Origin of the sequence: Streptomyces flavofungini (assembly GCF_030388665.1) — a bacterium.
GTDB lineage: Bacteria > Actinomycetota > Actinomycetes > Streptomycetales > Streptomycetaceae > Streptomyces > Streptomyces flavofungini_A.
This window is the reverse complement of record NZ_CP128846.1, coordinates 3664214-3682235: the sequence shown is the minus strand read 5'-3', so window position 1 is coordinate 3682235 and position 18022 is coordinate 3664214. Positions and strand designations below refer to the sequence as shown.

Annotated in this window: 16 protein-coding genes; 12 read left to right on the top strand and 4 right to left on the bottom strand. The window is 73.5% G+C overall.

Annotated features, from left to right (window positions below; all coding sequences use genetic code 11):
• The first annotated feature begins 68 nt into the window (after positions 1-68).
• From QUY26_RS14940 to sucD, 4 genes are all read left to right on the top strand, one after another.
• Entirely contained in the window at positions 69-1190 is a 1122-nt protein-coding gene (locus QUY26_RS14940; RefSeq protein ID WP_289946795.1) for a hypothetical protein, read from the top strand.
• 107 nt (positions 1191-1297) lie between these two features.
• Positions 1298-2461: a hypothetical protein gene (locus QUY26_RS14935; protein WP_289946792.1), complete on the top strand. Its 1164-nt coding sequence runs from the start codon at positions 1298-1300 to the stop codon at positions 2459-2461.
• 517 nt (positions 2462-2978) lie between these two features.
• Positions 2979-4160, top strand: a complete 1182-nt coding sequence (gene sucC, locus QUY26_RS14930) for an ADP-forming succinate--CoA ligase subunit beta (RefSeq protein ID WP_289946791.1) — start codon at positions 2979-2981, stop codon at positions 4158-4160.
• 22 nt (positions 4161-4182) lie between these two features.
• Positions 4183-5067 carry a succinate--CoA ligase subunit alpha gene (gene sucD, locus QUY26_RS14925; RefSeq protein WP_289946790.1) on the top strand — a complete coding sequence of 295 codons (885 nt, stop codon included), beginning with the start codon at positions 4183-4185 and terminating at the stop codon, positions 5065-5067.
• 159 nt (positions 5068-5226) lie between these two features.
• On the opposite strand, the gene QUY26_RS14920 is transcribed toward sucD, so the two are convergent.
• Positions 5227-6549 (bottom strand): helix-turn-helix domain-containing protein, encoded by a 1323-nt coding sequence (locus tag QUY26_RS14920; RefSeq protein ID WP_289946789.1) that lies wholly within the window; start codon positions 6547-6549, stop codon positions 5227-5229.
• A 116-nt stretch (positions 6550-6665) separates the two neighbouring features.
• Between QUY26_RS14920 and QUY26_RS14915 the strand changes: the two genes are divergently transcribed.
• A complete protein-coding gene (locus tag QUY26_RS14915) occupies positions 6666-8402 on the top strand; it encodes a cell division protein PerM (RefSeq protein ID WP_289955730.1) in 1737 nt (578 codons plus the stop codon).
• Positions 8403-8773: 371 nt separating this feature from the next.
• Here the strand turns inward: QUY26_RS14915 and QUY26_RS14910 are convergent, their stop codons facing one another.
• Complete coding sequence (locus tag QUY26_RS14910; RefSeq protein ID WP_289946788.1) at positions 8774-9715, bottom strand: hypothetical protein; 942 nt, start codon at positions 9713-9715, stop codon at positions 8774-8776.
• Between the two features lie 289 nt (positions 9716-10004).
• Between QUY26_RS14910 and purN the strand changes: the two genes are divergently transcribed.
• Together purN and purH are read left to right on the top strand one after the other, a co-directional pair.
• The gene (gene purN / locus QUY26_RS14905; RefSeq protein ID WP_289946787.1) at positions 10005-10625 is read left to right on the top strand and encodes a phosphoribosylglycinamide formyltransferase; all 621 of its coding nucleotides are present in this window, start codon (positions 10005-10007) and stop codon (positions 10623-10625) included.
• Complete coding sequence (purH, locus tag QUY26_RS14900; RefSeq protein WP_289946786.1) at positions 10622-12202, top strand: bifunctional phosphoribosylaminoimidazolecarboxamide formyltransferase/IMP cyclohydrolase; 1581 nt, start codon at positions 10622-10624, stop codon at positions 12200-12202. Before purN ends, purH begins: the two co-directional genes overlap by 4 nt.
• Before the next feature lie 93 nt (positions 12203-12295).
• Here the strand turns inward: purH and QUY26_RS14895 are convergent, their stop codons facing one another.
• Entirely contained in the window at positions 12296-13003 is a 708-nt protein-coding gene (locus tag QUY26_RS14895) for an RDD family protein (protein WP_289946784.1), read from the bottom strand.
• Positions 13004-13249: 246 nt separating this feature from the next.
• Between QUY26_RS14895 and QUY26_RS14890 the strand changes: the two genes are divergently transcribed.
• From QUY26_RS14890 to QUY26_RS14875, 4 genes are all read left to right on the top strand, one after another.
• The gene (locus QUY26_RS14890; protein WP_030360718.1) at positions 13250-14110 is read left to right on the top strand and encodes a bifunctional methylenetetrahydrofolate dehydrogenase/methenyltetrahydrofolate cyclohydrolase; all 861 of its coding nucleotides are present in this window, start codon (positions 13250-13252) and stop codon (positions 14108-14110) included.
• A 19-nt stretch (positions 14111-14129) separates the two neighbouring features.
• Complete coding sequence (locus QUY26_RS14885; RefSeq protein ID WP_289946781.1) at positions 14130-14840, top strand: DUF3017 domain-containing protein; 711 nt, start codon at positions 14130-14132, stop codon at positions 14838-14840.
• A gap of 432 nt (positions 14841-15272) precedes the next feature.
• Complete coding sequence (locus tag QUY26_RS14880; protein WP_289946779.1) at positions 15273-16433, top strand: sensor histidine kinase; 1161 nt, start codon at positions 15273-15275, stop codon at positions 16431-16433.
• Positions 16430-17119: a response regulator gene (locus QUY26_RS14875; protein ID WP_289946778.1), complete on the top strand. Its 690-nt coding sequence runs from the start codon at positions 16430-16432 to the stop codon at positions 17117-17119. The genes QUY26_RS14880 and QUY26_RS14875 overlap by 4 nt, the downstream gene beginning before the upstream one ends.
• Positions 17120-17210: 91 nt before the next feature.
• Here the strand turns inward: QUY26_RS14875 and QUY26_RS14870 are convergent, their stop codons facing one another.
• Positions 17211-17450, bottom strand: a complete 240-nt coding sequence (locus QUY26_RS14870; RefSeq protein WP_289946776.1) for a hypothetical protein — start codon at positions 17448-17450, stop codon at positions 17211-17213.
• A 119-nt stretch (positions 17451-17569) separates the two neighbouring features.
• Here QUY26_RS14870 and QUY26_RS14865 point away from each other — a divergent pair, with 119 nt between their 5' ends.
• Positions 17570-17980, top strand: a complete 411-nt coding sequence (locus QUY26_RS14865; RefSeq protein ID WP_289946774.1) for a peptidoglycan-binding domain-containing protein — start codon at positions 17570-17572, stop codon at positions 17978-17980.
• The last annotated feature ends 42 nt before the right edge of the window (positions 17981-18022 follow it).

Sequence of the window (18022 nt, the reverse complement as noted above, 5' to 3'; positions counted from 1 at the left end):
GCGGGGCGTGTGCGGGTCCGGTGCGGCGGGTCTCATGCGGTGCTCTCCTACGGAAGGTCGTTGTCGCCTTGGTTTCCGCGGTCGTTCAGCCCGGTACGGCGGCGCGCCTCGTGCGCGCGGCCGTCGGGCGGCGGGCGCTGCGGGTGCTCGTCCTGCTCGCGGGGCTCGTCGTCCTCGGCCTCGTGTGCGGGGAGCGGGCGCGGGCGGCCGAGGGCGGCGACGCGTCGGATGTGACGGACGCGGTGCGGGAGGTGGTGCGGCCCGTGGCGGAGCCCGCGGTACGCCCGGCGCGGGATGCCGTCGACGAGGCGGCTCGGGTTGCGCAAGGTGCGTCGCCCGCAGAGGCGTTGGCCGCGTCGCCCCGGACGCCGCCGCAGCCGACCCGGACTCTGCCCGCGCCGACTCAGGCACAGTCCGCGCCGCGTGAGGTGCCGCGCGAACCGAAGCAGGCGACGAAGCAAGCCTTGCCCGAGCCGAGGCGGGTGCTGCCCGAGCCGAAGCAGGCCCTGTCCGAGCCGAAGCAGGCCCTGTCCGGTGGCGGGCGTGTGCTGCCCGGGGTCCGGCGGGTGCCGGTCGAGCCGCGAAAGCTGTTGCCCGACGCGGGCCCCCTCGTGCCGAAGGCCAAGGCGTTGCTCGCCGGGCCGCAGCGCGTGTTGCCCGAGCCGCGGCACCTGCTGCCCGAGCCCTTGCGGCCGGGCGCCGGGGGCGGCGGTGCCGGGGCGACCCGGCCCGGACCCTCCGACGTCGTGGGTGAGCACGGCGCGGGCGACGCCGACCGGCCCCGGCGTGACCGCCAGGACGGTCATGGTGGACGGGGGCGCGCTGACGTGGGCCGGGGCGCCGCCGCGTACGGGCCGCGCCTGGACTCCTCGTACGGCTATGGCAGTTGGACCTCGCCGTACGGCGACGGCTCCGGTGGGCTCCGTGGTGGCGAGGTGCGGAGCGGCGACCGTGCGGTGTTCGGCGCGTACGGCACCGGTGGGTCGGAGAGGGCTCCGCTGCCCGGGCGGCCGGGCGGATGCGTGAGCGGGCAGTCGGCGGGTGACGGGAGTGCGCAGCGTCACGCCGACGTGGGCGCGGTCGGTTCGCGCGACCGCGGTGAGGTCCGGCTCGTGGCCGGGCCGGGCGCGGCGGCCGGTGCCGCGCCGGTGCGCGACAGACACCGGGACATCCTCGAATTCCCTGGCTAGGGCGGCCCGTTCCCCGCTCGACCTGCCGCGCGGGGGCGGCACGGGTCTGCCCGCCGGTCACAGGACCGGTTCCACAGCCAGAACGAATGCGAAGGATCCGACTACGCATGAACGAGAACATTCGCCGTTCCCTTGTCATAGCCGCCGGTGTCACCGGTGCGTGGGCGCTCGGCTCCGCCGTTGCCAGCGCGGACGAACTGCCCGCGCACTCTGTCGCCGTGCCCGACCAGGCGTCGGACGCCGTCGCCGACGTCAAGGGTGAGGTCGGCGACGTCCAGAAGGGCGCGCAGGACGTGCAGAAGGACGTCCAGAAGAAGGCCCCCGTGGTGCGGGACGTCCAGGGCACTGTCTCCGGGGTGCAGAACAAGGCCTCCGGAGTGCAGGGCACTGTCGCCGGGGTGCAGGGCAAGGTCTCCGAAGCGCGCGGCACCGTCTCCGGCGTGGACGACCAGCTCGACGTCTCCGGCGTCCGGGATCAGGTCCGGGACAAGCTGAACGTCCAGGACAAGCTGAACGTCCAGGACAAGGTGGCCGACGCCGCGCAGGGCAAGGTGGCCGAGGTCGCCAAGGGCAAGGCCGCCGACCTCGACGCGCCGGGCACCGGCGAGATCGACTACCTCTTCGGCCCCCTCTCGGCCTTCGCCCCGCAGCTCGACGGCGTCGAGGGCCGCGGGAACGTCGAGGGCGCCCAGGACCTCGCCGGATCCACCCTCACCGCCATGGGCCCGACCGTCGACGGCGTCTCGGACTCCGTGCTGCCGCCGGTGGCGGGGACGGCCGTCGACGGCGTGGTCCCGGTCGCGCTCGGCGCCGTCGGGGACGCGAGCTACCTGGCCCAGGGCGTGGTCGGGGACGTGCAGCCGTTCGCGGGCGGAGTCGTCGCGGACGTGCCGCCGTTCGCGCAGACGGTCGTGGCCGACGACGTGCAGCCGTTCGCCAGTGGTGTGGTCGGGTCGGTGCAGCCGCTCGTGGAGTCGGTGACCGACCAGGTCAGCCCGGTCGTGGGCGGTGTCGGCGGCAGCGCCGACGGGCTCGTGCGGGGTGCCGTCGGCGACGTGCGCCCGTTCGCGGGCGGGGTGGTCGCCGACGTGCGGCCGTTCGCCGAGGACCTGACCGGCACGGTCGGCGCCGACGCGGGCTCGCTCGCGGGAGACGCCCTGACCGGCGCGCGGGGCGTGCCGGGCTCGGTCACCCCGGACTACCTGCCGGGCGGCGGCGCGACGGGCCTGCCGGTGTACGACGCGGCGTACCAGTCCACGTACAACGGCTGACGCCGACCGCCCCGCACGGCCGGTGGCCGCCATCACCCCGCACGTCCGGCGGCCGCCACCACCCCGCACGTCCGGTGGCCGCCACCGCCCGCACGTCCGGCGGTGATCACAACGGCAGCCGGCACGCGCGGTAGCGATCACAACGGCAGCAGAAACCTGCGACGGTGATCACAACAGCAAACGCCGACCCCCGGGGTCGCGCACCCCTCACGACCTGAGCCGCGCGAAGGCCCCGCAGGCCCCGGCACGCGCGGAAACGGCGCGTGCCGGGGCCGCCCGACACGCCCGGCGGACGCGATCTGTGACCGTCATCACCGCGCAAATGTGATCTGCGATTTAGGGACGCACGTCCCACGGCGATAACCTGCGAGACGGACATGCCGCGTACCGGACTTTCGGCTACGCCTCCCTTGTGACAGCGCAGTCACGTTGCCCTTCGCGGCACGCCCACGCAGAGCACGCAGAGACTGAAGCCGCTGCACGGCGGCGCGAGATCACTGAAAAGGGACGGACGCGCGTGGACCTGTTCGAGTACCAGGCGAGGGACCTCTTCGCCAAGCACGGTGTACCGGTGCTGGCCGGTGAAGTCATCGACACGCCTGAGGCGGCGCGCGAGGCCACCGAGCGGCTTGGCGGCAAGTCGGTTGTCAAGGCGCAGGTGAAGGTCGGTGGCCGCGGCAAGGCCGGCGGCGTGAAGCTGGCCGCCACCCCGGACGAGGCCGTCGCTCGCGCGACGGACATCCTCGGGATGGACATCAAGGGCCACACGGTCCACAAGGTGATGATCGCCGAGCTGTCCCCGGAGATCGAGGCGGAGTACTACGTCTCGTACCTCCTGGACCGCACCAACCGCACCTTCCTCGCGATGGCGTCGGTGCAGGGCGGCGTGGACATCGAGGAGGTCGCGGAGAAGACCCCCGAGGCCCTCGCGAAGGTCCCGGTCAACGCCGTCGACGGCGTGGACATCGCCAAGGCCCGCGAGATCGTGGCCCAGGCGAAGTTCCCGGCCGACGTGGCCGAGGGTGTCGCCGAGGCGATGGTGACCCTGTGGAACACCTTCGTCGCCGAGGACGCCCTCCTCGTCGAGGTCAACCCGCTGGTCAAGACCAAGGACGGCCGCATCCTGGCCCTCGACGGCAAGGTCTCGCTCGACGAGAACGCCGACTTCCGCCAGCCCGAGCACGAGGCGCTCGAGGACAAGGCCGCAGCCAACCCGCTCGAGGCTGCCGCCAAGGCCAAGAACCTCAACTACGTCAAGCTCGACGGCGAGGTCGGCATCATCGGCAACGGCGCGGGTCTCGTCATGAGCACCCTGGACGTCGTCGCGTACGCCGGTGAGAGCCACGGCGGTGTGAAGCCCGCGAACTTCCTCGACATCGGTGGCGGCGCCTCCGCCGAGGTCATGGCCAACGGCCTGGAGATCATCCTCGGCGACCCGGACGTCAAGTCCGTCTTCGTCAACGTCTTCGGCGGCATCACCGCCTGCGACGAGGTCGCCAACGGCATCGTGCAGGCCCTCGAACTCCTCAAGTCCAAGGGCGAGGACGTCACCAAGCCGCTGGTCGTGCGCCTCGACGGCAACAACGCGGAGCTGGGTCGCAAGATCCTGAGCGACGCCAACCACCCGCTGGTCCAGCGCGTGGACACCATGGACGGCGCGGCCGACAAGGCCGCCGAGCTCGCTGCGGCTGCGAAGTAAGGGACGAGGGACTCAGACCACCATGGCTATCTTCCTCAACAAGGACAGCAAGGTCATCGTCCAGGGCATGACCGGTGCCACGGGCATGAAGCACACCAAGCTCATGCTCGCCGACGGCACGAACATCGTCGGCGGCGTGAACCCCCGCAAGGCGGGCCAGTCGGTCGACATCGACGGCACCGAGATCCCGGTCTTCGGCACCGTCGCCGAGGCGATGGAGAAGACGGGCGCCAACGTGTCCGTCCTCTTCGTGCCGCCGGCCTTCTCCAAGGCCGCCGTCGTCGAGGCCGTCGACGCGGAGATCCCGCTCGCGGTCGTCATCACCGAGGGCATCGCCGTGCACGACTCCGCCGCGTTCTACGCGTACGCGAAGTCCAAGGGCGACAAGACCCGGATCATCGGCCCGAACTGCCCGGGGCTCATCACGCCCGGCCAGTCCAACGCCGGCATCATCCCGGGCGACATCACCAAGCCCGGGCGCATCGGCCTGGTCTCGAAGTCCGGCACGCTGACGTACCAGATGATGTACGAGCTGCGTGACATCGGCTTCTCCTCGGCCGTCGGCATCGGTGGCGACCCCGTCATCGGTACGACGCACATCGACGCGCTCGCCGCGTTCGAGGCCGACCCTGAGACCGATCTGATCGTCATGATCGGTGAGATCGGTGGTGACGCGGAGGAGCGTGCCGCGGACTTCATCAAGGCCAACGTGACGAAGCCGGTCGTCGGGTACGTCGCGGGCTTCACCGCGCCCGAGGGCAAGACGATGGGCCACGCCGGTGCCATCGTCTCCGGGTCCTCCGGCACGGCCGCCGCCAAGAAGGAGGCCCTTGAGGCCGCCGGGGTGAAGGTCGGCAAGACGCCCACCGAGACGGCGAAGCTGGCGCGGGCCATCCTGGCCGGCTGACGCCTCCGCTCGCTGCAAGCGGGCCCGCGCCCCACGTCGGGGTGCGGGCCCGCTTTCGTTGCCCCGGGTGGGGCGGGGCTTGCCTCGCTGTGCCCGGCGCACCAGCGGTCGGGCTCGATGCGCTGGTGCCCGGCGCAGCAGCGGTCGGCGCCGGCGGCGCTACTCGGCTGTGGGGACCAGGCGGGCCGGGCCTCGGGCGGGTTCTTTGCGGAGCTTCTCGCGGAGTACTTCGTCCTCGTAGGACAAGGGGCCCGGGCCCATTCTCGGGGGGACGCCGCTGATGGCCCGGCCGGGGGACTGCGGGGGCTCGTAGCGGGTGGGGGCCGTGCGGACGGTGAGGGCCGTGGCGCCGATGATCAGGGCCGTGAAGGCGATGGCCACGCGGGTCCACAGGCGGGCCCGGCGCTCGCTGCCGATCCGGACGCGGGCCGGGCGCGGCACCTGTAGGCGCTCGGTGCCGCCGAGCGCCCCGAGGTGCTCGTGCAGCACCTCCGGCGGCTCGTCCGCGGCCCGCAGATGGTCCGCGACGGCCTCGCGCGCGTGCAGCAGACGGCCGGCCGCCGCCGGTGTGCTCGCCTCCGTCTCGGCCGCGGTCTCGGGCAGGCCGAGCCCCACGCCGTCGTAGAGCAGCAGCGTGCGGCGCTGCGCAGGGGGCAGGTCCAGGAGCGCGGCGAGCAGCGCGCGCTGCGTCTTGTCGGCGGGCGGTACGTCCGGAGCGCGGTGGGCCGGGCGGAACCGGTGCCACGGGGACAGCGCGTACTCGTGCGCCGCCGCCCGCACCCAGCCCGCCGGGTCGCGGTCCACGGCCACCTCGGGCCAGCGCTGCCAGGCCAGTTGGAAGGCGCGCTCCACGGACTCCTGGGCGAGCGCCCGGCGGCCGGTGAGGGCGTAGGCCTGCCGTACGAGGGCGGGGGCGGTGCGGGCGCAGAGGGCGTCGAAGGCGGCTTCGGCGGTCAGGGACTCCTCGGGTGCGGCCGACGCGGCTGCCCCAGCCTCGGCCTCCGCCCCGGCTTTGGCCTCCGCCCCGGCTTTGGCCCGCGCCTCGGCCAGGTCCCGGGCCCGGGCCCGTTCCTCCGCCCGCGCCTCGGCCTCCGCCTGCACCTGCGCCGGCGTCGGCGCGCTCGACCGCTCCCGCGCCTCGGGCCGGACGCATGCTCCGGGCGGGGTCTGATCCTTGGGCCGGGCAGCCTGCGCCTCGGGCCGGACCACCCGCGCTTCGGGCCGTGCCTGCGCCGAGGCCCCCGCCGACACCTCCGCCGCCGGAACCCCCGCCCCCCGCTCCTCCTCCAACCCCGCCAGGAAGCGGGCATAAGCCACCCGCCGCTGCCCCCGTGGATGCGTGCGTCCCGATTCCCAGGCGCGGACGGTCTCCCGGCTGACGCCGATGCGGGCGGCGACCTCGGCCTGGGTCAGCGACCTCGCCTCGCGCAGTCTGCGGCGTTCCTTGGGGTTCGGCAGCGGGACGGCAGGGCTCTGGGACATGACTAGCCGATCCGTCGCACGAAAAAGTACATAAACGTATCTTGAGCGACACATCCGGCATTCGCCTGTTACCCGATGAAAGCGCGTGTCGTTGGGAGCATGGCCGCGTGACCGACATGACCGACTCTGGTTCTCTCACGCTCTACCGGAAGCAGGCGGCACCCGGCCTCGGCACCTGCGTCATCGGCGGGGCGATCGCCGCCGGGCTCGGGCTCGGCGCGTTCGCGGTCCTGGTGATGGGCCTGTGGATCAGCTCGCCGTACCCGGACAGCGGACCGGGGGGCGCGCTGCACGTGGCGGCCGCGCTGTGGCTCCTCGCGCACGGCACGGAACTGGTCCGCACCGAGACCCTTTCCGGGGTGCCCGCGCCGGTGGGTCTCACTCCGCTGCTGCTGCTCGCCCTGCCCGCCTGGCTGGTGCACCGCGCGGCGCGGGACGCGGCGGACCCGGAGGGGCGCGCGCTCGGCGTGCGCACCGCGTGGGCGGGCGTGGTCGGCGGCTACCTGCTGGTCGCGACAGCGGCGGCGGTGTACGCGGCGGGCGGCGAGCTGCGTCCCTCCTGGCCGAGCGCGGCGGCGCACGTGCCGACGCTCGCCGTGGCGGCGGCCGCCTACGGCGTGTGGACGGCGCACGGGCGCCCGCCCGGTCCGCTCCCGGACGCGGTGCGGCGCGCGGCGGACGCGCTGCCGGTGCCCGGCGCGGTACGTCGTCTCTTCGTACGCGAACGAGTGCTCGGCGCGGGCCGGGCGGCCGTCGCGGCGACGGCGGTCCTGGTCGGCGGGGGAGCGCTGCTCGTCGGGGTCGCGGTGGTGCTGCACGGCGGCCCGGTGCGGGAGTCGTTCCTGACGGTGACCACGGGCTGGTCGGGACGGTTCGCGGTGCTCCTGCTGGCGTTGGCGCTGGTGCCGAACGCCGCGGTGTGGGGGGCGGCGTACGGGCTCGGGCCCGGGTTCGTCCTGGGGGCGGGCACGGTCGTGACGCCGCTCGACGCGGCCGCCGCCCCGATGCTGCCCCCGTTCCCGCTGCTCGCGGCCGTCCCCGATGCCGGCCCGGGATCGCCCCTGACCTGGGCGGTGGTGGCGGTGCCCGTGGTGGCCGGATGCGTGCTCGGGTGGTTCGCGGCACGGGCGGCGACGGCCGGGGATTCCGCCTGGTCGGCGGGGCGGACAGCGGCGGGAGCCGGGACGGCGGCGGTGCTGTGCGGCGGCGCGTGCGCGGCGCTCGCGGGGCTCGCCGGGGGGCCGCTCGGGGTCGAGGTCCTGGCCGAGTTCGGCCCGGTGTGGTGGCTCACGGGCCTGGCGGCGGTGGCGTGGACGGGTGTGGTGGGGGTGCCGGTGGCGCTGGGAGCGCGGTGGTTGCGGCTGCGGGCCCGGTCGCGGGCGGAGGGGAAGCGGAACAGGGCGGAGGCCGGGCCGGGCGGGGCGGCGGGGAAGCGGGACGAACGGGGCGGGCGGGGCGGGCAGGTCGAGCGGGTCGAGCTGGGCGAGCGGGACGAACGGGGCAGGAGGAAGCGCGGTGCCGGGCGCTGGGGGGCGCGGTGGTGGCGCGGGCGTCGGCGCGGACGGGGGGCGGTCGAGGGGGAGGTGGCCGCAGGCGCGGTGTCCGGCGGTGGGGCGGGGGTGGTGGCCGCCCGCACGGAGGCGGCGCCGGAGGCCGAGGCGGTGCCCGCCGTCGACGCGGTGCCCGCCGTGGACGGGTCTCCCATCGGGGGCGCGGCGCCCACCGCCGACTCGGCGCCCGACGCCCTCCCCTCACCACCACTGCCTCCCGCCCCGCCCCCGCCCCCGCCCCCGACCTTCGAGCCCTACGACTTCCTCCCCGCCCCGGGCCCCGACCCGAGCCACGACACGTAACCGCGACACACAACCGCGACGCGCGCCCGCGCCCCAGACCCCGCGCCCCAGACCCCGCGCCCCAGACCCCGAGCCCCAGACCCGCGCCCCCCCGACCGGCGTTGATCAGTACCCCGGAATTCGTGTACGATCTTGGCGTAACTTCGGTGCACAGCACGGGAGTCGCGCGTCTGTGGTCCAAGGAAAGACGCCCATCATCCGATGGGAAATGCAGGTGCAAGGCCTGCCGGGCGCTCCATCGGCGAAGGGCCCCTCACTCCACGAGTGAGGGGCCCTTCGCCGTTGCCACGCCGTTGCCGCGACCCGAGCGGGTGACGGCCCTCCCACGCGGTCGTGGGAGGGCCGTCCGTGCCGAACCAGGCAGTGGCCTCTCAGTCCCGGTCCGTCAGGAGCGGACGCAGTTGCTTCGGCAGCATGTCCTCGCAGTCCTGGCGGGACTGGTTCGTCAGGGCGTCGTCACGGCACGTGTAGTAGTCCCGGTAGATCAGCTGCGCGGCGAACGTGGCGAGCACCATGGTCAGCGCCAGCGCGGCCGTCACCAGACCGCTGATCGCCGCCGTGGTCTGCGGCCGACCGCCGGCCCTCGCGGGCCGCGACCCGCCGGCCGCGCCGTTCTCCCCGGTCCCGCCCTGCGCCGGGGCCGTCGGGTCCGGCAGCTTCGGCTTGGCCCGCAGGGCGCTGATGGCCCAGTGCAGACCGAGGGCGCCGAGCAGCAGCGCCACGTACTGCCAGCCGAACAGCGCGAAGAAGAAGGCCCACATGCCGGAGAGCAGGGCGTAGCGGGCACGGCGCTGGGCCGGGTCGGTCGGGTCCCAGCGCATGCCGCCGCCCTGGCCGCCCGAACCGGATCCCGAACCCTCGGGGCCCTGGCTGCCGGGGCGCTCGCCGAAGCCGCCGCCGGACGACCGCCCGGGCTGCCGGTCGCTCCACTGGCTGCCCCAAGGCGAGTCGCCGCCGGAGCCATCGGAACCGTCGCCGCCCGACCCGCCCGCGGGCCGCCGCGGCTGCCACGGCCGCTCGGGCGCGCCCTCGGGCGGCGGCGCGAACGGATTGTCCTCGGAGGAGCCACCACCGGAACCGCCGGAGCCGCCGGAGCTGCCGGAACCACTGGCTCCACCGGAGCTGCCGGAATCACCGGAGCCCTCGGACCCCCGAGGCGGCGACGAGGGCTGCCCGCCACCGTCCCGCAGCACTGTCGACCCGTCCCGCCTCCCAGGTGTCGAGCCGGACGCGCCCGCCGCGAAGGACGGGCCGTCCGCGAGGGGCGGGCCGTACGCGAAGGACGGTGGGAGGCGGAGGCTGCGGTCCGGCATCAGGTGTGCGTCTTCCCCTTGGTGGAGCTCGGCCCTGGGCAGAGACTCGTCGTGTGGAACCCGGCGGCCCGGCGGCGCCGGGCAACTCGGCGATGGAGCTTGGCTACTGGCTGTTCGGGCGGCTGCCCCCACAGACGCTACCTTCCGGCCGCGCCCCCGTCCCGTGAGGGGCCGCCCGGTGTGCCGGTATCGTTGCTGACGGTCGGCCGCTTCGTAGGGTTCCCCGTATCGGGGAGTGCGAAGCCTTCGTACGACCGTACAAAGAGCACTCCCGAGAAAGGGCCCCGCCGTGGCCAAGGCCAAGCGCCTCGTCGTGCTGGTCTCCGGATCAGGTACGAATCTGCAGGCACTGCTCGACGCCGTCGCGGAGCACGGGGCCGACGCCTACGGCGCCGAGATCGTGGCCGTCGGCGCCGACCGGACCGGCATCGCGGGCCTGGACCGCGCCGAGCGCGCGGGCCTGCCGACGTTCGTGTGCCGGGTGAAGGACTACGCGTCCCGTGACGAGTGGGACCGCGCGCTCGCCGAGGCCACCGCGGCGTACGAGCCGGACCTGGTGATCTCGGCCGGGTTCATGAAGATCGTCGGGAAGGAATTCCTGGCCCGGTTCGGCGGGCGCACGGTGAACACGCACCCGGCCCTGCTGCCCAGTTTTCCGGGGGCCCACGGCGTGCGCGACGCACTCGCGTACGGCGCGAAGGTCACCGGCTGCACCGTCCACTTCGTCGACGACGGCGTCGACACCGGCCCGATCATCGCGCAGGGCGTGGTGGAGATCAGGGCCGAGGACGACGAGAGCGCGCTGCACGAGCGCATCAAGGAAGTCGAGCGAGGACTGCTCGTCGACGTCGTGGGGCGCCTGGCCCGCGACGGCTTCTCGATTGAGGGACGAAAGGTAGTTATCCCGTGACCGCCGAAGGTACGGCCACCGCCGAAGGTACGAAAGCCCCGATCAGGCGCGCACTCATCAGCGTCTACGACAAGACCGGTCTGGAAGACCTCGCGCGCGGGCTCCACGAGGCGGGCGTCGAGCTCGTCTCGACCGGCTCCACCGCCGCGCGGATCGCCGCCGCGGGCGTGCCGGTCACCAAGGTCGAGGAGCTGACCGGCTTCCCCGAGTGCCTGGACGGCCGGGTCAAGACGCTGCACCCGCGCGTGCACGCCGGCATCCTCGCCGACCTGCGCCTGGAGGACCACCGGCGGCAGCTCGCCGACCTCGGCGTGGAGCCCTTCCAGCTCGTCGTCGTGAACCTCTACCCGTTCAAGGAGACCGTCGCCTCCGGCGCGACGCCCGACGAGTGCGTCGAGCAGATCGACATCGGCGGCCCTTCGATGGTCCGCGCCGCCGCCAAGAACCACCCCTCCGTGACGGTCGTCACCAGCCCCGCGCGCTACGACGCGGTGCTCGCCGCGGTCCGCGACGGCGGCTTCGACCTGACGGCGCGCAAGCGCCTCGCGGGAGAAGCGTTCCAGCACACCGCCGCGTATGACGTGGCCGTGGCGTCCTGGTTCGCCGACGACTACGCGGCCGCCGACGACTCCGGCTTCCCCGAGTTCATCGGCTCCACCCACGCCCGCAAGAACGTGCTGCGCTACGGCGAGAACCCGCACCAGGGCGCCGCCCTCTACACGGACGGCCGCGGCGGCCTGGCCGAGGCCGTGCAGCTGCACGGCAAGGAGATGTCCTACAACAACTACACGGACACGGACGCCGCCCGCCGCGCCGCGTACGACCACGACGACCCGTGCGTGGCGATCATCAAGCACGCCAACCCGTGCGGCATCGCCATCGGCGGGAACGTCGCCGAGGCGCACCGCAAGGCGCACGCCTGCGACCCGCTGTCCGCGTTCGGCGGCGTCATCGCCGTGAACCGGCCGGTGACGCGGGAGATGGCCGAGCAGGTCGCCGACATCTTCACCGAGGTCATCGTCGCGCCCGACTACGAGGACGGCGCGCTCGAAGCCCTCAGCAAGAAGAAGAACATCCGCGTCCTGCGCGCCCCGCAGGCGCCGTCCGCGCCCGTCGAGGTCAAGCCGATCGACGGCGGCGCGCTGCTCCAGGTCACCGACCGGCTCCAGGCCGACGGCGACAACCCCGCCAACTGGACCCTCGCCACCGGCGACGCCCTCTCCCCGGGCGAGCTCGCCGAACTCGCCTTCGCCTGGCGGGCCTGCCGCGCGGTGAAGTCCAACGCGATCCTGCTCGCCAAGGACGGCGCCTCCGTCGGCGTCGGCATGGGCCAGGTCAACCGCGTCGACTCCGCGAAGCTCGCCGTCGAGCGCGCCGGCGAGGACCGCGCCCGCGGCTCCTTCGCGGCCTCCGACGCGTTCTTCCCCTTCCCGGACGGCCTGGAGGTCCTCACCGCCGCGGGCGTCAAGGCGGTCGTCCAGCCCGGCGGCTCGGTCCGCGACGAACTGGTCGTGGAAGCGGCGAAGAAGGCGGGCGTGACGATGTACCTCACGGGGACGCGGCACTTCTTCCACTGAGCGGTCTCTGCCACGGAGCGGCCCGGCGCCGCATACGACGCGGGCGTGGCACCGTCCGAGGGTGCCACGCCCGTGCGTTGATGAAGTGCCCGGTCAGTTGTTGGACCGCTGGATGACCATCGTCTTCGCGGCCTTGTCGTGCCAGCCCTGCTGCTTCCCCGAGTTGTCCCAGAACGGGGACAGGTAGACAAGGAGCTGGCCGATGAAGACGAAGGCGCCGACCATCGGGATGATCCAGCGGACGAACGAGGCGCCGGCGCCCGGATTCTGGCCGGTCTCCGAGTCGACGACGCGGATGCCGACGGCGAGCTTGCCGAGTGTGCCGCCCACCAGCATGGTCATCAGCCACTCGTAGAGCAGGCCGACGATGGCGAATACGATGAACACGGCGCCGAACTGCTCCGCCAGGTCGGAGGCGGCGTTGTCGACGCAGGAGTCGTAGTTGACACTGCCCGGGTCGCAGTCCTGTGCCTTGTCGAATGCGCTGACCGCGCCGGCTCCGATCAGGATGACGAAGACGACGATGAACGCCACGCCGTCGATGAGGCGGGCGCCGAAGCGGCGCCCCATGGACGCCACGGTCGGGCCACCGCCCGGGTAGCCGTAGCCGTAACCGGCGGGCGGCTGTGGGTAGGCCCCGTACGGAGACTGGCCGGGGGTCTGCTGGGGATAGGCCTGGTACCCCTGGCCCGGGTAGCCGCCCTGCGGCGGCACGCCCTGCGGGGGCTGCTGCGGGTAGCCGTAACCGGGCCCCTGGCCGGACTGGGGCTGCTGGGGCGGCGGCCCGTAAGGGTTGCTCATGGTGGGGATTCCTCCGTCGGGGACTGCGTGCGGGGACGGCGCGGCACGCGCGGAGGAAACGTTCACAGGAGCGTCGGTCCCCCCGACACCGGCCGCGGCACTGTGGCCCACATGCTTCTTCAGCGCCGTTGTGTTTGTCCAGCCAGCTCACCGAACGTTGTGCGAGTGCAATCGTGAGGGGTCAGGGCGCGGCGGCGGTGGCCCCCGGATTGGTATGCGAGCGGGCTCATCCGCGAGGATGGGGGCATGACCGCCCAGATTCTCGATGGCAAGGCCACCGCAGCAGCGATCAAGTCCGAACTGACCGCCCGCGTGGCGGCCCTGAAGGAAAAGGGCGTGACGCCCGGCCTCGGTACCGTCCTGGTCGGTGACGACCCCGGCAGCCAGAAGTACGTGGCGGGCAAGCACCGCGACTGCGCGCAGGTCGGCATCGCCTCCATCCAGCGCGAACTGCCCGCGACCGCCTCGCAGGAGGAGATCGAGGCCGTCGTGCGCGAGCTGAACGACGACCCGGCGTGCACCGGCTACATCGTGCAACTGCCGCTGCCCAAGGGCATCGACGAGAACCGCATCCTGGAGCTGATGGACCCGGCCAAGGACGCCGACGGACTGCACCCCACCAACCTGGGCCGCCTCGTCCTGAACGAGCCCGCGCCGCTGCCCTGCACCCCGTACGGGATCATCCGGCTGCTGCGGCAGCACAACGTGGAGATCAAGGGCGCCGAGGTCGTCGTCGTCGGCCGCGGTGTCACCATCGGCCGTCCGATGCCGCTGCTGCTCACGCGGAAGTCGGAGAACGCGACGGTGACGCAGTGCCACACGGGCACCCGTGACCTCTCCGCGCACCTGCGCCGCGCCGACATCATCGTGGCGGCGGCCGGGGTGCCGCACCTGATCAAGGCCGAGGACGTGAAGCCCGGCGCCGCCGTGCTCGACGTCGGTGTCTCGCGGGACGGCAACGGCAAGATCGTCGGCGATGTCGAGCCCGCCGTCGCCGAGGTCGCCGGATGGATCTCGCCCAACCCGGGCGGTGTCGGCCCGATGACCCGTGCCCAGCTCCTCGTCAACGTCGTCGAGGCCGCGGAACGTGCCGCCGCCGAGGACTGAGCGGGGGAAGGGTGACCCCATGAACGTAGAGGCGAAGGACGGCTCCGCGGATCCGTCCAAGGGCGCGCCCGCGGCCTCGGACGCGGACGCGTCGGCGGAGCCTGGTGGGGCGGCGGAGACCGGTGGGGCGGCGGAGGGTGAAATGTCCGCTGGGTCCGACGGGTTCGCTGAGTCTGACGAGTCGGCTGCGTCCGGCAAGTCGGCTGCGTCCGGCAAGTCGGCTGCATCCGGCAAGTCCGCCGCGTGCGCCGAGCCCGAAGCGTCCGGTGACCCCGACGTCGGCGGTGAGCCCACCGCCAAGGGTGCCGTCAGTGCCCCCGGGCCCGACGGCGAGCCCCGCAAGGTGTCGCGGCGGTTCCCGCTGTTCACGCGGGACACCGCGCGGCCGGAGGGCGGGGGACGCGCCGCCTCGGGGGACGCGCCCGCGCCCGCGCGGCAGTGGCCGCTGCTCAGCGTGGTGTCCCTGGTCGGCCTCGGGCTGTTCCTGACCGCCCTCGACGCGTTCCGCGTCGGCACGATACTGATCGGGCTCGCGCTGCTCGCGGGGGCCGTGATGCGCTGGTGGCTGCCGCGCGTCGGCATGCTGGCGGTGCGCTCGCGGTTCACGGACATGGTGACGTACGGCAGTCTCGGCCTGGCGATCGTGCTGCTCGCGATGATGGCGCAGCCGAAGCCGTGGCTGGAGATCCCGTTCCTGGACGACACGCTGCACTTCACGATCAGCAGCTAGCCGGTGGCCGGCGGGCGGCCCCACGGGCTGCTTCCGTCGGCACACACCAACGGCCCGTACTCGCCAGGAGAGTACGGGCCGTTGGCCGTGGGGGCAGGGGGTGGTGCGGTCGGCTGCGGGCCCGTTCCTCCGTGCGCCCCTGCACGAAGCCGCATGCCTCAGTGGTCTGTAGTTGTGCGTTCGGGGCGCAGGCCCGGTCCCCCGTGCAAACCCCCGTTTGCAGGCCCGCGCCCCCTTCCCCCGGCGCGCCGGTTCAAGGCGGCGCGGGTGGTGGTGCTGGGCAAGAACTTACGCGGTGGCGGGAGCGCCCGTCGTCCCGTGCCGGGTTGACGTTGCCGTACGACCCGGGTCGTAGGCGATCGCCGTCTACAACTCCCGCGGTACGGCCGACGATGGACGTATACCGGCGGGTATGCGGGCTACGCTGCGGCGATGCGCCTCCGCCCGTTCACCGTCGACGTGCTGCTCGCCCTCGGGCAAGTGGCTCTGCTGGCGTTGATCGGCCCCGAGGCGGCGGCGGTCGGCTGGAGCGACCTGGACCTGCGGGGCTACGCCCTCGCGCTGCTCGTGATCGCGCCGACCGCGTTCCGCTCCAAGGCCCCGCTCCTCGTCTGCCTCGTGACGTACGCGATCTGGACCGTGTACGTCCTCGCCGGCTACTGGCCCGTGGTGACGTCGTTCGGGCCGATGCTGTGCCTCTACACGGTCGCCCTGCAACGCCAGACCCGCACGACCGGTGTGTGCGCGGCGCTGCTCTCCGCGATCTGGGTGCTCGGCAGCCTGGTGAGCCAGGACCACGCCTCCGTGCCGTCGGTGGCGGCGCAGGCCCTCGGCATCAACGCCCTGGTGTGGCGGATGGGATACCTGGCGCGGCGCTCCGCCGAACTCGCCCGCAAGACCCGCGCCGAGCAGCAGGAGCGGGCCCGGCACGCGGTCGTGGAGGAGCGCGGGCGGATCGCGCGGGAGCTGCACGACGTCGTCGCCCACCACATGTCGGTGATCTCCGTGCAGGCGGGGCTCGCCAAGTTCGTCTTCGACTCCGACGCCAAGACCGCGCGCGCCGCGCTCGGCACCATCTCCGGCACCAGCACCGAGGCCCTGGAGGAGATGCGGCGCATGCTGCGGGTGCTGCGCGCCCAGGACGACGACGGCGAGGTCCCGGACGCCCCGATGCCGGGCCTCGCCCGCATCGAGGACATGACGGACCGGGTCAGGGCGGGCGGGGTGCCCGTCGAGTTCCGGGTCACGGGGACGCCGCGGCCGATCGCGCCCGGCGTCGAGCTGTGCGCGTACCGCGTGGTGCAGGAGGCCCTGACCAACGTCCTGAAGCACGCCCGGCAGGCCAGCGCGACCGTCGAACTGCACTATCACCGCGACCACATCGAGGTGTCCGTCACCGACAATGGGGAGGGGGTGATTCCGGACAGAGTGAGGAGCCCTGGTGGACATGGGTTGATCGGTATGCGCGAACGGGCCAAGCTCTACGGCGGAACGATCAGCATCGGACCGCGCAGCGTGGGAGGGTTCGCCGTGAGGCTGACCCTGCCGACGTCAGCTCGGGCCGCACCGCCGGGAGACGACACCACCGAATGAACCAGGCACAAATCAAGGTGCTCGTCGTGGACGACCAGTTCCTCATCCGCGCCGGGCTCGTCGGTGTGCTCCGGGCCGCCCCCGGCATCGAGGTCGTCGGTGAGGCGGGCGACGGCGCCGAGGCCGTGGAACTCGCGGCGGCCACCCGCCCCGACGTGGTCCTCATGGACATCCGCATGCCCGGCATGAACGGCATCACGGCCACCGAGCGCATCCTCGCCGAGGCCGCCGAGCCGCCGCCCCGCATCCTGGTCCTCACCACCTTCGACCTCGACGAGTACGTGTACGGGGCGCTGCGCGCGGGCGCCGCCGGGTTCCTGCTCAAGGACTCCGGGCCGGAGCGGCTGCTCGCCGCGGTGGCCGCCGTCGGCAGCGGGGACGCTTTGTTCGCGCCGAGCGTCACCCGCCGCCTCGTGGAGGCCTTCGCGGTACGTTCCGGGGCCGCCCCCGCCGGCGAGCCGCCGCCGGACCTCGCCGCGCTCACCGGCCGCGAGCTGGAGGTCCTGAAGCTGATAGCGCGGGGCCTGTCCAACGCGGAGATAGCCGACCGCCTCTACATCAGCGAGGCGACGGTCAAGACGCATCTGAACCGCACCATGAACAAGCTCGACCTGGACACCAGGGCTCAGGCGGTGGTGATCGCCTACGAGACGGGCCTGGTGACCCCGGGCGGCTCCGGCATCTGACCCGGCGCGCACCGGTCGGCGGGCCGTGGCCCGGTCGGCGGCCACCGCTCCGCCAGCGCGCCGTGGTCCTGTCGGGGGGGCCACCGCTCCGTCAGCAGGTCACGGTCTTGTCGTACGACCCGAAGGTCCAGTTGAAGCGTGCCCAGTGCCGGGGCGGCAGGGTGAAGCAGCGCGAGTCGGGGCCGTACTTGATGACGACCTTCACCCGCATGGTGCGGCCGCAGTGGTTGGTCACGGTGGCGGACCTGCCGAGGCCGCCCGGGCGGGACGGCGCCCGCCAGCCGGTGTCCTGCTCGCGCTCCGACGGTGTGGGCGCGGTGCTCTTGCTCATTCTGAACTCCCCGTTGCTGTGGTCCGGCCGCCGGTCCGGGAGGCCCGCACCGGCTGTCGTGCGGTACCGACTCTGCCGATCCGAACCGGTCAACTTCCAGGCCGGTGGGACGAGTTGGGTTGTCCCCCGCGCCGACCTGCGGGGACGCGCCGGCCGCTGACACCGCCGTGGCCGCGGCCTTCGCGGGCGGCCTGCTCGCGGGCCGGGCCTGGGAGGGCGCCGACGGCGAGGTGAGCAGCGCGTACGCCTACGAGAAGGGGCGCGGGTACGGGTGCGAGGACGGCCGCGAGGGCGGGGTGCGGTACGCCGGGCACAGCAGGACCCGGGACGCGATCCTCGACCGGGGCGACGGCGGCTGGGCGGTGGTCGAGGTCCAGTGTCTGCTGCGGCGGCACGGCTTCGGCGAGGGGGCGCCGGACGGCGTGTACGGCGACAGCACGAAGGCGGCGGTGCGGCGCTTCCAGTGGGAGCGGGGTCTGGTGAGCGACGGGATCGTCAGGCCGGAGACGTGGGGCGAGTTGCGGAAGTGAGGGGGCGCACCCGGCGCGCGGGCGTGAACCTACCCGACGGTA

What these genes read in the sequence shown, in the direction of transcription:
- QUY26_RS14935 (WP_289946792.1), top strand. Translation starts at nt 1,298, where the DNA reads ATGAACGAGAACATTCGCCGTTCCCTTGTCATAGCCGCCGGTGTCACC.
- sucD (WP_289946790.1), top strand. Translation starts at nt 4,183, where the DNA reads ATGGCTATCTTCCTCAACAAGGACAGCAAGGTCATCGTCCAGGGCATG.
- QUY26_RS14875 (WP_289946778.1), top strand. Translation starts at nt 16,430, where the DNA reads ATGAACCAGGCACAAATCAAGGTGCTCGTCGTGGACGACCAGTTCCTC.
- QUY26_RS14870 (WP_289946776.1), bottom strand. Translation starts at nt 17,450, where the DNA reads ATGAGCAAGAGCACCGCGCCCACACCGTCGGAGCGCGAGCAGGACACC.
- QUY26_RS14920 (WP_289946789.1), bottom strand. Translation starts at nt 6,549, where the DNA reads ATGTCCCAGAGCCCTGCCGTCCCGCTGCCGAACCCCAAGGAACGCCGC.
- QUY26_RS14880 (WP_289946779.1), top strand. Translation starts at nt 15,273, where the DNA reads ATGCGCCTCCGCCCGTTCACCGTCGACGTGCTGCTCGCCCTCGGGCAA.
- QUY26_RS14885 (WP_289946781.1), top strand. Translation starts at nt 14,130, where the DNA reads ATGAACGTAGAGGCGAAGGACGGCTCCGCGGATCCGTCCAAGGGCGCG.
- QUY26_RS14915 (WP_289955730.1), top strand. Translation starts at nt 6,666, where the DNA reads ATGACCGACTCTGGTTCTCTCACGCTCTACCGGAAGCAGGCGGCACCC.
- QUY26_RS14890 (WP_030360718.1), top strand. Translation starts at nt 13,250, where the DNA reads ATGACCGCCCAGATTCTCGATGGCAAGGCCACCGCAGCAGCGATCAAG.
- QUY26_RS14910 (WP_289946788.1), bottom strand. Translation starts at nt 9,715, where the DNA reads ATGCCGGACCGCAGCCTCCGCCTCCCACCGTCCTTCGCGTACGGCCCG.
- QUY26_RS14895 (WP_289946784.1), bottom strand. Translation starts at nt 13,003, where the DNA reads ATGAGCAACCCTTACGGGCCGCCGCCCCAGCAGCCCCAGTCCGGCCAG.